10 protein-coding genes are annotated in these 14889 nt (G+C 70.3%); 6 read left to right on the top strand and 4 right to left on the bottom strand.

The annotated features are described in order from the left end of the window. Positions 1 to 75 precede the first annotated feature (75 nt). From ACTIGN_RS20800 to ACTIGN_RS20790, 3 genes are read left to right on the top strand one after another with little or no spacing between them, the layout of a single operon-like run. Positions 76 to 930, top strand: a complete 855-nt coding sequence (locus ACTIGN_RS20800) for an FkbM family methyltransferase (protein WP_439627377.1) — start codon at positions 76 to 78, stop codon at positions 928 to 930. A 48-nt stretch (positions 931 to 978) separates the two neighbouring features. Then, on the top strand, positions 979 to 2259 hold the full coding sequence (locus tag ACTIGN_RS20795) for an NADH-quinone oxidoreductase subunit D (RefSeq protein ID WP_439627375.1): 1281 nt from the start codon (positions 979 to 981) through the stop codon (positions 2257 to 2259). Between the two features lie 57 nt (positions 2260 to 2316). After that, entirely contained in the window at positions 2317 to 3756 is a 1440-nt protein-coding gene (locus ACTIGN_RS20790) for a hypothetical protein (protein ID WP_439627373.1), read from the top strand. Here the strand turns inward: ACTIGN_RS20790 and ACTIGN_RS20785 are convergent. Continuing rightward, the gene (locus tag ACTIGN_RS20785) at positions 3728 to 4627 is read right to left on the bottom strand and encodes a ParA family protein (RefSeq protein WP_439627371.1); all 900 of its coding nucleotides are present in this window, start codon (positions 4625 to 4627) and stop codon (positions 3728 to 3730) included. The genes ACTIGN_RS20790 and ACTIGN_RS20785 overlap by 29 nt on opposite strands. Before the next feature lie 303 nt (positions 4628 to 4930). Between ACTIGN_RS20785 and ACTIGN_RS20780 the strand changes: the two genes are divergently transcribed. Continuing rightward, entirely contained in the window at positions 4931 to 7111 is a 2181-nt protein-coding gene (locus tag ACTIGN_RS20780) for a glutamine synthetase III family protein (RefSeq protein ID WP_439627369.1), read from the top strand. Positions 7112 to 7249: 138 nt separating this feature from the next. On the opposite strand, the gene ACTIGN_RS20775 is transcribed toward ACTIGN_RS20780, so the two are convergent. Together ACTIGN_RS20775 and ACTIGN_RS20770 are read right to left on the bottom strand one after the other, a co-directional pair. After that, the gene (locus tag ACTIGN_RS20775) at positions 7250 to 8902 is read right to left on the bottom strand and encodes a hypothetical protein (protein ID WP_439627367.1); all 1653 of its coding nucleotides are present in this window, start codon (positions 8900 to 8902) and stop codon (positions 7250 to 7252) included. Between the two features lie 43 nt (positions 8903 to 8945). Then, on the bottom strand, positions 8946 to 11222 hold the full coding sequence (locus ACTIGN_RS20770; protein ID WP_439627365.1) for a spermidine synthase: 2277 nt from the start codon (positions 11220 to 11222) through the stop codon (positions 8946 to 8948). A gap of 118 nt (positions 11223 to 11340) precedes the next feature. Between ACTIGN_RS20770 and ybeY the strand changes: the two genes are divergently transcribed. After that, complete coding sequence (ybeY, locus tag ACTIGN_RS20765; RefSeq protein WP_439627363.1) at positions 11341 to 11772, top strand: rRNA maturation RNase YbeY; 432 nt, start codon at positions 11341 to 11343, stop codon at positions 11770 to 11772. 50 nt (positions 11773 to 11822) lie between these two features. Here ybeY and ACTIGN_RS20760 read toward each other — a convergent pair whose 3' ends face one another. Continuing rightward, positions 11823 to 13169, bottom strand: a complete 1347-nt coding sequence (locus ACTIGN_RS20760; RefSeq protein ID WP_439627361.1) for a TIGR03000 domain-containing protein — start codon at positions 13167 to 13169, stop codon at positions 11823 to 11825. A gap of 252 nt (positions 13170 to 13421) precedes the next feature. Here ACTIGN_RS20760 and ACTIGN_RS20755 point away from each other — a divergent pair, with 252 nt between their 5' ends. Next, positions 13422 to 14867: a S41 family peptidase gene (locus ACTIGN_RS20755; RefSeq protein ID WP_439627359.1), complete on the top strand. Its 1446-nt coding sequence runs from the start codon at positions 13422 to 13424 to the stop codon at positions 14865 to 14867. Positions 14868 to 14889 lie beyond the last annotated feature (22 nt).

Below are 14889 nucleotides of genomic sequence, written 5' to 3'. Positions count from 1 at the left end.
GTCGGGCAGAATGTGTGGTACTGTGTGTTCTACCGTTGAAGTGTCGTCATACAACCCCCGAGGCCCCCGACCCACATGAGCACCCCGCCCCCCTCGACCGAGCCCGCGCCCCCGCCCTCGCCTCCCGTCCCACCCGCCCCTCCCGCTCCGCCATCCGCCCCGGGCCGGTCGTTCTTCGCGCTCCCGCGCCGCGACTTCTTCGTGGGCGGGGTCGCGGGCCTGATCGCCGGCAAGGTGGCGACGTGGGTGCAGCCGCTGGAGTGGACGCAGAAGGAGCTGCCCGACGGTACGCAGTTCTCGTTCTCGCAGTTCGGCGAGGACCTCGTCATTCGGGGGCTGTTCGAGCCGCTGGGGGTTGCCCGGCCGAGCTACCTGGACATCGGGGCGTACGACCCGATCCGGTCGAACAACACTTACCTGTTCTACCGGGGCGGCGGCCGCGGGGTGTTGATCGAGCCGAACGTGGCCCTCACGGACCGGCTGAGGCGGAAGCGGCCTGGGGACACGCTCCTCGTCGCCGGCATCGGCATCGACGACGCGCCCGAGGCGGATTACTACGTCCTCGACAATGACCAGATGAACACCTTCGACAAGGATCAGGTCGATCGGCTCGTCCGGGAGCACCGCGTTGACGTGGTGAACGTGGTGAAGATGCCGCTGCTGAACATCAACCGGGTGATGGCCGAGCACTTCGGCGGCGGCGCACCGGACCTGCTCTCCATCGACATTGAGGGACTGGACTACGAGGTGCTCCGGACCCTCGACTTCTCGCGGTTCCGGCCGAAGGTGATCTGTGCCGAAACCCTCATCACCGGGACGATGCGGCACAACCCCCGGAGCGCGGCGCTGCTGGCGGAGAAGGGGTACGAGCTCCGGGGCCTGACGCCCCCCAACGCCATTTTCGTGGACGCGCGGCTCATCCGCGGGTGACCGGCGTTCCGGGGCGCGTTAAGATGCCCTCTCCCCAGGACGCCGCGCATGCCCCCCGAAGACCAGACCGTCGTCGAGTTCGACGTCCGCACCGACGAGATGCTCGTCAACATGGGGCCGCAGCACCCCAGCACCCACGGGGTGCTGCGGCTCGTGCTCCGCACCGACGGCGAGGTCGTCTCCGAGGTCACCCCGCACCTCGGGTACCTGCACCGGTGCGCCGAGAAGATCGGCGAGAACGTCACCCCCATCCAGTTCATCCCGTACACGGACCGGATGGACTACCTCGCCGCGATGAACATGAACCTCGGGTACTCGCTGGCGATCGAGAGGCTCGCGGGCCTCAAGGTGCCCGAGAAGGCCCAGGTCATCCGCGTCCTGATCTGCGAGCTGAACCGGATCGCGTCGCACCTCGTCGGCATGGGCGCGTACGGCCTCGACCTCGGCACCATCTCCCCGTTCCTCTACGCCTTCCGCGAGCGCGAACACATTCTCGACCTGTTCGAAGAGGTGTGCGGGGCGCGGCTCACGTACAGCTACCTCACCATCGGCGGCGCGCACGACGACCTCCCTGCCGGGTTCACCGCCCGGTGCCGCACGTTCCTCGCGTACTTCAAGCCCCGCATCCCCGAGTACCACGCGCTGCTCACCAACAACCACATCTTCGTGAAGCGGACCGCCGGCGTCGGCGTGCTGTCGAAGGAGGCGGCGCTGAGCTACGGCTGCACCGGCCCGATGCTCCGCGCCTCGCTCGACCGCACCAAGGGCGACCCGGCGTGGGACCTCCGCAAGACCGAGCCGTACTCGGGGTACGAGCAGTACACGTTCGACGTACCGGTCCCACCGTTCGACGCGGCCCCGGCCGGCGCGAGGATCGGCGACTGCTGGCACCGGTTCTACGTCCGCATGTTGGAAGTCGTGCAGAGCATCCGCATCGTCGAACAGGCGCTGGACAAGTACGACGCGCTGCACGCCCAGGGCGATAAGGTGAGGGCGGAACTCGCGCCCGAGATCGCCGCGGACGCGAAGGGGCCGGCCGCCACGAAGTGGGCCGAGTTGATGCGCACGAAGTACGCGCACCGCGTCGAGCCGCCGCGGGCGCTGCCGGCGGGCGAGTGCTACGTCGAGACCGAGTGCCCGCGGGGGCAGATGGGGTTCCACGTCGTCGGCCGGCCGAGCAAGGAGAACGTGCCGCTGCGGGTCCGGGCGCGGTCGAGTTGCTTCGCGAACCTGAGCGTGACGAAGGAACTGTGCAAGGGGTGCCTGATCGCCGACGTCGCCGCCATCGTCGGCAGCATCGACGTCGTCATGGGCGAGATCGACCGATGAACCGGACGGCGTTGGAGCCCGCCCGGTTCGTTTCCCAGTGCCCGACCGAGACCGCCAATGCACACGCCCCCCCGATCCCGCGGCCCGTGTTGTGACCGGGTCACGCTCGGGATCGTCGCCGCCGCGGCGGCCGTATCGGGGTGGTTCGCGATCCCCTACGCCGGCGGGTACAGCGACGGCAGCCGCCTGGCGGCCATCGAGTCCGTCGGGGCCAGGGGGACGCTCGCGATCGACGACTCGGTGTTCGTCGGCCAGCAGGTGTCCCGCGAGGGCGTCCCGCCGGCCTACGACCCCGCGCTCGGTGCGCTCCTCGGGTGGGGCACGGGCGACAAGATGTTCGTGGGCGGCCAATTCTACTCGCACCACCCGCCGGTTCCGCTCCTCGCGGCGGGGGCGCTGTACCGCGGGTGGCTCCTCCTCGGCCTCCCGCCCGCGTCGCGGCGGCCCGACCTGTTCGCCACGTGGGTCACGATCGCGACCGCGTGCGTCCCGTACGCGGTCGCCGTCGGCTCCGTCGGGTGGCTCGCCCGCCGGGAGGTCGGCCTGCCCGGTCCCGCGGCCGCACTGCTGACGCTGAGCATCGCGGCCGCGACGTGCGCGCCGGCATACAGCCGGCAGGTGACCGGCCACGTCCTCCTGCTCGCGGTCGGGGCGCTGGCGTGCGTGGCGGTCGCCCGCTCGGAGCGCCTCGGCCCCTCGCGGGGCCGGTCGATCGCCCTGGGCACGCTCGCCGGTGCCGGGTACGCCCTCGACGGCGCGCTCGGGCCGGCACTCGTCCTGTGCGTCTTCGCGTACGTCGCGTCACTGCGGTGGCGGAGCCTGTTGCCGGCGGCGCTGGCCGCCGCCCCGTGGGCGGCAGCGCACCATCTCGTGCTCTACGCCGTCACCGGCGACGCCCTTTCGCCGGCGAGCGACCCCAAGAACTGGGCGTGGGGCAGCCCGTTCAACCCCGAGAACCTGACCGGGGGCCGGTTCATGCACACCCCGCTGGGCACCCTGGAGTACCTCGCGGAAATGCTCGTCGGGCCGCGCGGGTTCCTGTCGCACAACCTGCCCCTGGCGCTCGCGCCGGCGGCGGCCGCGCTCCTGGCCTGGAGATGCCCCGCCGACCGCCGGGCGGTCGTGTTCGCCTGCGGGTGGGTGGTGGTCGGTGCCGCGCCGTACGTCCTGTGCTCCAACAACCACTCCGGGACGTGCCTGTCGGTCCGCTGGTTCGTGCCGTTCCTCGCGCCCGGTTTCTGGCTCGTCGCGCTGCTGCTCCGCCGCCGACCGGAGTGCGCCTACGACCTCGCCTGGCTCACCCTCGGCGGGCTGGTACTTGGATACCACATGTTCCTGGGGGGGCCGTGGCGGATGGACACGGTCCCGTACCTGAACCTGGTCGGCGTGGTCGCCGTGCTCGGCTGGGGCACCATCGGGGTCGTTCGCGGAGGCGGTACGGGCGACTGCCGCGGAGGGGCGACCGCGGTCACACCATCGCCTCCGCGACCCGGTTGACGGGTGCCACGGGCGTTTCCGCGACCGGTGTTTCGGTCGCCTGCACCTCGACGGTCACCTTCACCGGGCCGATGACCGTGGCTGCGACGGCACCGAGCACCTCGCCCGCGAGGGCCGTGTAGTCGGCCGCACCGGTGCTCTTCGGCGCGTACCCGAACACCGACTTCCCGAAGCTCGGGCACTCCGCGAGCTTGATGTTCCGCCGGATCTTCGTGCCGAACACCCGGGCGTTCGCCCACGGCACGTTCGCGCCGCGGCTCTGGCCCAGGAACGCCGTCAGGTCCGACACGACCTCTTGTGCGAGCTTCGTTGCGGCGTCGTACAGGCACACCACCACGCCACTGACCTTCAGCCGCGGGTTGATGCGCTTGGCGACGAGTGCCGTCGTTTCGAGCAACTTCGACAGGCCGTGCAGCGCCAGGAAGTGCGGCTGGAGCGGGATGAACACCTCGTCGGCGGTCGCCAGCGCGTTCAACGTGAGGACGCCGAGCGACGGCCCGCAGTCCATGAGTACGAAGTCGAACGGCTCCGCGTCCTGGGCCATCGACTCGCGGAGCAGCACCTCGCGGCCGACGATGCCGGCGAGTTCGACCTCCGCCGCGGCGAGATTGATGTCCGACGGGACGACCCACAGGTTCTGGCCGGCCGGGCGGCGGACCTCAGCGAGCGGCTTGTTCGACACGAGCACGTCGTAGATCGACGGGATCGAGCCGTCCGGCTCCAGCCCGAGGTGCGTGCTGGCGTGGGCCTGGGGGTCGAGGTCGATCACGCAGACCCGCTGCCCGGCGTTGGCGAGTGCCGCGGCCAGGTTCACGGTGGTGGTCGTCTTCCCGACCCCGCCCTTTTGATTGATGACTGCGATCCGTCGCATGGTGTACCTCCCGGTCCTTCCGGTCGTCGTGCCCTCAAGGTCGTCGCGCCCTCAAGGCGTTCGGCGGTGCCGCCCGGGGCTCGCGCCCTACCACCTGAACGTGACGCGTTTGCGACCTGAAGACTTGACGACTTCTTCGGTTGCCGCGTTCCGAATCGGTCTTATAACCACAGTATCCTCTCCTCGACCAGCCCAACCGCGTGCCCCGACGGCCCAGCCGCCCGGGGTTGTGGTGGACCGTCGTGCCCGTACCGGACCGACCCGCACCGCTCTCGCCTCACACCCTCACGGAGCAGACCCACGATGTCCAACGCGCGTCAGAAGGCGATCGAGGCGATCGCGAACACCGAGTACGACCTGAACCAGATCGACTTCCGGGCCACGTCCCTCAAGGACCTGTACGGCTCCCTGGTGTTCAGCGAAGAGGTGCAGAAGGCCCGCCTGCCCAAGCCCGTGTTCAAGGCGCTGCAGAAGACGATCAAGCAGGGCGTTAACCTCGACTCGACGATCGCCGACGCCGTCGCCAGCGCGATGAAGGACTGGGCGCTGGAGCACGGGGCCACCCACTACACCCACCTGTTCCAGCCGATGACCGGGCTGACGGCCGAGAAGCACGACAGCTTCCTGAGCCCGACCGGCTCGGGCCTGGCCATCGCCGAGTTCAGCGGCAAGGAACTGGTGAAGGGCGAGCCGGACGCCAGCTCGTTCCCGAGCGGCGGCATCCGGGCCACGTTCGAGGCCCGCGGGTACACCGGGTGGGACCCCACGTCCCCCGCGTACATCCGCGAGACCCCCAACGGCACCACGCTCGTCATCCCGACCGTGTTCGTGTCGTGGACCGGCGAGTCGCTCGACAAGAAGACCCCGCTGCTCAAGTCGATGGAGGTCGTCTCGACCCACGCGCTGCGGATCGTCCGCCTGTTCGGGAACACCGAGGCCCGGAAGGTGTTCAGCAGCGTCGGCCCCGAGCAGGAGTACTTCCTGATCGACAAGAACTTCCTGTACTCCCGCCCGGACCTGCTGAACTGCGGCCGCACCGTGTTCGGGGCCAAGCCCCCCAAGGGCCAGGAGCTCGAGGACCAGTACTTCGGCACCATCCCGGAGCGGGTCATCGCGTGCATGGCCGACTGCGAGGCCGAGCTGTTCAAGCTCGGCGTGCCGGTCAAGACCCGGCACAACGAGGTCGCCCCGAGCCAGTACGAGATCGCCCCGATCTACGAGGACTCGAACCTCGCGACCGACCACAACCACCTGACGATGGACGTGATCCGCCGCACGTCCGAGAAGTACGGGCTCGTGGCGCTGATGCACGAGAAGCCGTTCGCCGGGATCAACGGGAGCGGCAAGCACAACAACTGGAGCCTCGCCACCGACCTGGGCGAGAACCTGCTGAACCCCGGCGACACCCCGCACGAGAACATGCAGTTCCTCGTGTTCTGCGTCGCCACGATCCGGGCCGTCGCCAAGTACCCCGAGCTGCTCCGCGTGTCGGTCGCGTCGGCCGGGAACGACCACCGCCTGGGCGCGAACGAGGCCCCGCCGGCCATCATCTCGATCTTCCTGGGCGACCAGCTCCAGGACGTGATCGACCAGCTCGAGCGGTCGGACCTGAAGTCCACCAAGCAGGGCGGGTTCATGGAGGTCGGGGTCTCGGTGCTCCCGAAGCTCCCCCGCGACGCGGGCGACCGGAACCGGACCTCGCCGTTCGCGTTCACCGGCAACAAGTTCGAGTTCCGGGCCGTGGGCTCGTCGTTCTCGATCGGCGGCCCGAACGTGGTCCTCAACACGATCGTCGCCGAGTCGCTCGACTTCATCGCCACCCAGCTGGAGGTCGCCACCAAGGGCGGCAAGCCGCTGAACAAGGCGATCGCGGACCTGCTCCCGGGCATCCTCCACGAGTCCAAGAAGGTCATCTTCAACGGCGACGGGTACAGCGAAGAGTGGCACAAGGAGGCCGAGAAGCGCGGGCTGCCCAACCTCAAGAGTACGACCGACGCGCTCCCGATCCTGATCCGCAGGGACACGGTCGAGTTGTTCGGCAAGTACAAGGTGTTCACCGAGCGCGAGCTGCAGTCGCGGTACGCGATCTTCAGCGAGAAGTACGTCAAGGAGGTCACCATCGAGTCCAACCTGATGGTCTCGATCGCCCGGACGATGATCCTGCCGGCGGCGCTCCGGTACCAGGCCGAGGTGGCCACCGCCGTGAACGCGACCAAGGCCGCCGGCGTCGACGCCGCCGCCCAGCTGGAGGCGCTCCGCGAGCTGACCGACGTGACCACCAAGTTCCAGGCCGCGACCGCGGCGCTCGAGAAGGTGGCCCACCACCACGTCGACGGCGAGCCGTACGCCCACGCCAAGTACATGAAGGAGTCGGTGATCCCGAAGATGGTCGAGCTGCGGACCTTCGGGGACAAGCTCGAGACCATCGTCGCCGACGACCTGTGGCCGCTCTCGACCTACCGCGAGATGCTGTTCATCAAGTGACGCCCGGCCGTCCCACACGTGAAAACCCGAGGCCCGCGGCACCCGCCGCGGGCCTTTTCCGTTTCTGGTGCTCGGTTGTAGTCATCTGCGGTTGGCGGCAATCGTTAGGCGAACGATTCAACGGAGCACGCGGCCGGGTCACTCGACCTCGATGACCCGCGTGCCGCCGAGGTCGTCCGGGTACACCACCGCGACCCGCCCGCGGAACCGGCCCGAGAGCCACTGCTTCAGGTGCTTGATTCGGTACTCGTCGGTCGTCATCAGCACCTCCAGGAACTCGATGTTCGGCACCCGGCCCGAGTACCCGTTGACGACCGGCACGTTCGCCCGCAACCCGGCCCACATGCCCAGCACGCTGTCGTGGGCCGCGCCGCGCGCGTCCCCCCCCGGCCGCACGCCCTTCGTGTCGGTGTACGGCGGGTTCACGTACCCCACCTCGCCCTTCCGCAGCTCCGCGGCCGCGGCGTCGGCGATCGGGTAGAAGTCCTTTCGCTCGAAGCTCGGCTGCTCGTACCCGAGTTGCTCGGCGACGCACGCCGCGGTCACGAGCCACAGCAGCACCGCGCGCCCCCCACCCGGGAGCCGCTCGGTCGCACGGGCCAGCCACACGATCGCACCGAGTGAACCGAACAAATACACGGTCACGTACACCCGCGACACCGCCCGCACCGCACCGCCGCCGGGGACGTGGCGGACGTAGCGCCACAGCGAGTCCTCCTCTCCGAACTTGAGCGTCAGCACGACCCACGCGGCCGCCGTGAGCAGCGCCGCGAGAATGACGGCCGCTTCGCGCTGTCGGCCGCGGGCGGCGACGCGCCAGACGAGCGCAACGGTCGCCGCCAGGAACAGGAGGTCGAGGCCGAACCCGCAGAACAGCCACGCCTCGTCGATGACACCCGTGCGGAACCGGCCGAGGAGCCAGTCCCACGGCGTGCCCGGGAGCGGCGCGAGCCACGCTTGCGGCGGCGGCAGGTGCTCGATGCACTCGAAGTACCCGCGCTCGCGGCCCCGGTTCACGACGAAGTACGGGACGTACGCGGCCACCATCGCCGCGGTCCAGCCGCCCACAACGAGTCCGCCCCGCCAGCGCTCCCGGACCAGGAACCGGAGCAGGTCGCGGACCCCGCCGGGTTGCAACACGACGGCCAGCGCCAGGAACGTGCCGAGCCCCGAGACCAGGAACCACCCGGTGTTCACGCACGTCACTGCCTGGAGGGCGACCGCGGCGCACAGGCGGTTCAGGTGCCGGGCCGGGTTCCCGGCGCTGGACCCGAGTGCGAGCACGAGCCGCCAGGCGTGGTACACCGCCAGGACCATTGCGAACCGCGGGATCATCTGCTGGTGCTTGATCTGGTCGAGGTGGATCAGGCCGAACGCCCACAGGTAGCCGCCGAGGACCGCGAGCGGGTGCGGCCCGCGGAGCCACCGCACCACGGCCGCGAACGCGACGAAGTTCAGCCCGCTCAGGACGATCATCCACCACTGGTACGCCGTCACGTGGTCCGTGACCGCCCGCAGCGCCCAGTAGAGCGGTGCCACCCCGAGCAGGTGCTCGGAGTACCACAGCGTCGAGCGGGTGGGGTAGAAGCACGGCGGGCTGAACAGCGTCCCGCAGTAGTCCGGGTCGCCGAGCGCCTGCCACGAGTGCTCGAGGATGTAGTGGTTCAGAACGCTGTCGCCGCGGTCGGCCTGGACGCGGTCGAACCCGGAGCGGAGCGTGGGGGCGAACGCCCGGTCGGTGCCGAACGCGAGGGCACCGAGGTAGGCCAGCAGAACGACGACTTTGCGCATGGGTTCAGAGGTACGAACCCGCGGCGGCGTTGGACATTCGCGGTCAGGCGGCGGCCGGCTCCGTCGCGGGTGCGGCCCGGGGCCGCGTGAGCGCCGCGAGGAGGTACAGCGCGGCGACGACCAGGAGTAGCGCCTTCACCCCGATGACGAACGTGAGGGACTGGAGCAGCGCCCCGAGCAGCGCGCCGAACAGGTTGGCCCCGAGTGCGGCGTCCTTGCGGGGCGCGGCGGCGAACGACCGGGCGAACGCGAGGCCGCTGAACAGCATCGGCAGGCTCGTGAGCAGGCCGACGGCGGCGGCCTTGGCCGGGTACGGGAGGAACGCGAACCGGGCGAGGTCGACGAAGTACAGCCCGAGGCACGTGGCGACGAGGGCCGCGTACACGGCGGCCGCGGGCACCCGGCGGGTGACCCCGGCCAGTGCGTTCGCCAGGAGGATCATCACCATGACCCCGGAGATGATGACGGCGCTGACGGCCCAGGTGTTGCCGAGGACCACGGCGGCCTTGCTGACGTTCTGCACCTCCAGGAGCATGAACCCGGCCCCGAGCAGCGCGAAGTGGGCCTCGGGCCGGCCCCACCGCGCGACGGACCGCGCCCCCGCGACCCGCTGCGAGCCGACCGCGAACAGGGCCACCAGGGCGACCGCGAGGAGCCCGTACAGGGGCGGGATCTGGCGGCGCTCCAGGTACAGGTACGGCCAGTCGTCGGTCGGCACCTCGGTCGTGCCGGGGAGCGTGTACGGCATGTCCCGGGTCCACTCGGCGACCAGGGCCGCGAACTTCGGGTCGGCGGCGACCTGCGCCCGGGCCGCGGGGAGGTCGCCGCACACGAAGCTCACGCCCTCCCACCCGAACGCGTTGTACGGGATGTGGAACACGATCGGGGCCTCGCCGAACACCTCGGTGAGTGCGGTGTTCATCCGGTCGCCGATGTGCTGCTTGTAGGCGTCGAAGCTCAGCACCATCACCCCGCCCGGCTTGAGCAGCGACTTCGCCTGCTGCAGGCTCTCGCGGGTGTACACGTAGTGGTCGAGCCGGGTGTTCACCATCGCCGAGCCGGACGTGTGCGAGTCCAGGAGCCCGAACCCGATCACGTCGAACTTCTGGTCGGTGGTGGCGAAGAACGACCGGGCGTCGTCGTTCACCACCCGCACCCGCGGGTCCGAGTACGGCTTCTCGGGGTGCAGCCGGCGGCCGATCTCGATGATGACCGGGTCGATCTCCACGGCGGTCACCGACTCGGCCCCATTCCGCAGCGCCCCGGCCGCGTCGTTCCCCGAGCCCGCACCGACCAGCAGCACCGACTTGGGGCTCGGGTGGAGCTTCAGCGGCACGTCGTACCGCGAGAACCCGTGCTGGTCGGCCCGGACCCGGCCGCTCGCGTCCGGCTTCGGGTTGAACTTCTCGGGGTCGGCCGCGACGACCGCCGGGCTCAGATCGATGATTGACTGGTAGCCGACGTTGTTGACCGTGATGAGGTAGGACCCGTTCCCCTGCTCGCCGGGCGCGCGCGCGCCGCGGACCTTCGCCCAGGCGGTGCGCGGCCGCGGGCCGTCGACCGACCACACGCTGAGCTTCTGGTACGGGGACCAGTGCGTCTCGTTCCACCCGGGCTCGGTCCCGGCGAGCACCCCGAGGCCCACGAGCGCGGCCAAGAGCGCGCCGTCGATCAGCCGGGCGCGGGCGGTGCCGTGGAGCAGGAACAGCGCGCCGGCGGCGAAGACGGCGAACCACCCGACGGGCGGGAGACTGAGTGCCGAACACGCCACGAACAGCAGGATCCCGGCGAGGCTCCCGGCGACGTTGACGGAGTACGCGACGAGCGGCCGGGGGTGCTCGTCGAGGAGCCGCCCGAGGAGCCGCCCGACGGGGACGAACACCGCCCACAGCAGGTACATCACCCCGGTCGCCAGCGTCAGCCCGACGGCCGCGAGCGCCGCCCGCTCCGGGCCCGACGACTCCTCCGTCCCCCAGAACTCGAGGGTGCCGGTCTGGGCCAGCATCTCGGTGATGGTGTGGCCGAGGAAGAACCGGGTCGTGGGGACCGCGAGGAGCGCGGTCACGAGGAGCAGCGGGACGAGCACGTCGCGGAGCCGGAACGGCGTCCTCGCGTCCCAGCACCCCATGCCGAGCCCGAGGACGCAGACGACCAGGACGGTGTTCTGGAGGTACGCGAAGATGCGGATCTCGGTGCCGACCCAGCGGATCAGGAGCAGTTCGACGAACAGGCCGAGCACGCTGACCACGAACAGCGCCCAGAGGCCGGCGGCGTGCGGGGTCGTCGCGGGGGCGGGCGGGGAGGGCGCTGCCTCGGTCATGGCCGGTTCCGGTGTAGGTGGTGCGGGCGCCGGAAACATAGAATACGTTTGGGCGCAGACGCGCCACACGTAATCCGCGAACCCGCCCGGAGGCCCGCCGATTCCCCCCACCCTGCGAGTGTCGGTCGCCAACCCCTACGAGTACCCCCTCGAGTTCCAGCGGCTCAAGGACGCGGCCGCCGCCGTGTTCCAGGGCGAGGGGGTGCGGGCGTGCAAGGTCACGCTCGCGTTCGTCGACAACGCCCACATCCACCGGCTCAACAACCAGTTCCTCAAGCACGACGAGCCGACCGACGTGCTCACGTTCCCGTACACCGAGCCCGGCGCGAAGACGCTCGAGGGCGAGGTCGTGATCGGGTACGAGGTCGCCAAGGAGTACGCCGCGGACCGCAACCACGACGTGAGCCTGGAACTGCTCCTGTACGCGATCCACGGCGCGCTGCACCTGTGCGGGTACGGCGACACCGACGACCGGTCGGAGCGGGAGATGCGGAGCAAGGAGCGGCACTACCTCGCGAAGCTCGGCCTGCCCGACATTGCCGGCGCGTGAATCGCAACGGGCCACGGGTACCCCAGTGGCCCGAACGACGCGCGTCGGACTCACCTCGCGATGGTGCTGAAGTCCACGTCCACCCGCTCGCCGGCCCGGAACGGCACCTTCTGCGTGAACGTCTCCGTATGCCCGTTGCGGACGATCTCGGCCCGCATCAGGTACGAGAAGTCGCGGCCGGTCGGCAGCGGCGGCGTGCTGAACCGCCGGACCGGTTCGCTCGACGGGCTCTTGCGGTCGTCGACGAACAGCGTCGCGCCGGGCGGCAGCTTCACCGTGATCGTCGCCCGGTCGCCGGTCCCGTTCGGGTCGGCCATCTGGGGCACGGCCGGCGCGGTCGGGGCGGCCGGCACGCTCGGGACGGTCGCGGCGGGGGCCGCCGGGGTGTGGTTCGAGGTCGGCGTCGCGGCGACGGCCGTGTTGGCGTTCGAGGGCCGCTCGGGGACCGCCCGCTCGGTCGGGGCGGCTTTCGCAGTGAGGTCGGTGAACTCGACGCTCAGCACCGCACCGGCCCGCACCGCCACCTTCTTGGTCACGCTCACCGTCTCGCCGTCCCGCTCGTACTCGGCCCGGAACCGGTACACGAACTCCTGGCCGACCGGCAGTTCCGGGGACACGAACTTGCGCTCCGCACCGACCAGCGCCAGCGCCTTGGCGTCGGCGAACAGGCGGGCGTCGACCGGCAGGCGGACGACCACCGTGGCGCGAGCCGTCGGGCCGTTCGACACGAGGGCCGACCCCGGCGTCGGGCGGAACCCGGTGTTCTGCGGGTTCGTCCCCGGGGCGGCCTCGGGCGGGGCGTAGGGGATCTGTTGCGGGGGGATCGTCGAGGGGGGCAGGTCCGGCACCATCGGGGTGCCGTCGAAGACCGGCGGCGGGGCCGGCCACGCCATCCCGCCCTGGCACGACAGGCCCGCGTTGAACGTCGGCGTGTACGCGACCGCCGGGCCGCCGAAGCACGAGTACGGCGACGACCCGAAGCACGAGTACGCCATCGACCCGCCGCAGCACCCGTTGGCGTAGGAGCTGCCGGTGCAGCCGTAGCCGCTGCCGGCCCCGGTGCAGCCCTGGCACGAGCCGCTGCACCCGCCGCGGTCGAACAGCTTGCGGACCCGGCTCAGGAACCCGGTGCCCGAGCAGTTGTTCGAGGCCGAGCTCGAGCCCGAGCACCCGGAGCAGTTCGTGGAGCCCGAGCAGTTCGACGCGGCCTGCGAACTCGAGCACCCGCCGCCGTAGCAACTGTACCGCGGGGCGTAGTTGCCGTAGCAGTTCCCCGAGCACTGCGAGCCCGAGCACCCGCTCCCGCCGTGGAACAGGTTCGGGAACACCCCGCTCCCGTTGAACTCGGGGCCGTCCGGCCCGGCGGTCATCGCGGTCATCAAGACGAGGCTGTACATGGTAGGGTACCGGTAATCCGGGTGGTTTGCACAGGTTGTGTTGTGAACGTAACCCGGGGGGGCGGGGCGGTCAAAACGACTTGAGGAAAAGATTACACGCGGCCCGGTGGCGCAGGGGTCGGCTCCCGTGCGACACGTTTGGCGGGTATAATCGGCACATCTGGCAGGCGGCGGGCGGCGGTCAAAGGCTTGAGGTGGCGTTCAACCGCGCCCCGTGCTACGACCGGCCCGACCTGCAACACCGGGGGCGAAATGACGCATCGGAACCTCGCCTGGCTGCTCATCGTCCCGGGCCTCATCGGCCTCGGCGTCGCCATCGGGTACAGCGCCCCGGCCCCGGACCAGGACTACCAGCTCGTCCGCCAGTTCGTCGAAGTGATGGCCGAGGTGGACGCCAACTACGTCCGCGAGCTGGCCCCCGAGGACCGCCAGAAGTTCGTCGAGGACGCCATCGGCGGCGGGCTCCGCAAGCTCGACCCGCACTCGGTGTACCTGAACGAGAGGCAGCTCAAGGAGTTCGACACCGAGACCGAGGGCAGCTTCGACGGCGTCGGCATCCTGTTGGGTCAGGACGAGAAGACGAAGCGGCTGAAGATCTCGTGGCCGTTCGCCGGCGGCTCGGCCTACGAGTCCGGGCTGATCGCCAACGACGTCATCGTGAAGGTCGGCGACACCGACACCAGGGACATGACCGCGGAGCAGGCCAGCAAGCTCATCAAGGGCGAGCGGGGCACCAAGGTCACGCTCACCATCGGCCGCGGCGACAAGGAGTTCCCGGTCACCCTGACCCGGGCGCGGATCGCGATGCACCCGGTCGCGGGGGTGTCGCGGCGGGCCGACGACCCGGCGAAGTGGAACTGGTTCGTCGACCCGCAGAACAAGGTCGCGCTGATCCGCATCTCGTCGTTCAGCGGGCTGACCACGAAGGAGGTCGAGGAGGCGGTGAAGGAGATCGAGGCGGCCGGCGCACGGGCGCTCGTCCTCGACCTCCGCGACAACCCCGGCGGCCTGCTCGACGAGGCGACCAAGATCGCCGACCTGTTCCTGACCGACGGGAAGATCGTCACCACCAAGGACCGCCGCGGGGGCGAGAAAACGAGTTCGGCCCGCGGGGCCGGGACCGTGTTCCTCCCGGCCGAGACGAAGCCGATGGTCGTGCTCGTAAACCGCGACAGCGCCAGCGCCAGCGAGATCGTCGCCGCCGCGCTCCAGGACAACAACCGGGCCGTCGTCGTCGGCGAGCGGACCTACGGCAAGGGCAGCGTCCAGAGCGTGTTCCGCCTCGCCCCGGACCAGAAGAACGCGGTGAAGCTGACCACCCAGACGTGGTGGCGGCCGAACGGGAAGAACATGGACAAGCTGTACGCCGAGAAGCAGAAGATCGACGAGTGGGGCGTGACCCCGAACGAGGAGATGACGGTGGCGCTCACCGACCCGGAGTTGCTGCGGTACCGGGTCGAACTGCGGAAGCTGGAGTACGTCGCCGGCCGGCCCGACATCGTCGGGCCGAACCCGCCCCCGCCGCCGGAACTGCCGGCGCTCAAGGGCCAGGACGGCAAGCCGCTGTGGGACGAGAAGAAGCCGTTCGAGGACCGGCAGATGGACAAGGCGCTCGACTACCTCCGCAAGAAGCTCTCCGGCATCGGCGCGGCCCCGCGGCGGCCGCTGCCCGGGGTGCCGGACCTCGTGCCGGCGTGACCTACAGACGGGGAGACAAGGG

The sequence above is a fragment of the Gemmata sp. genome (assembly GCF_051859125.1).
Taxonomy (GTDB): domain Bacteria; phylum Planctomycetota; class Planctomycetia; order Gemmatales; family Gemmataceae; genus Gemmata.
Note: the sequence above shows the minus strand (reverse complement) of the source record. Positions and strands in the feature narration are given on the sequence as shown.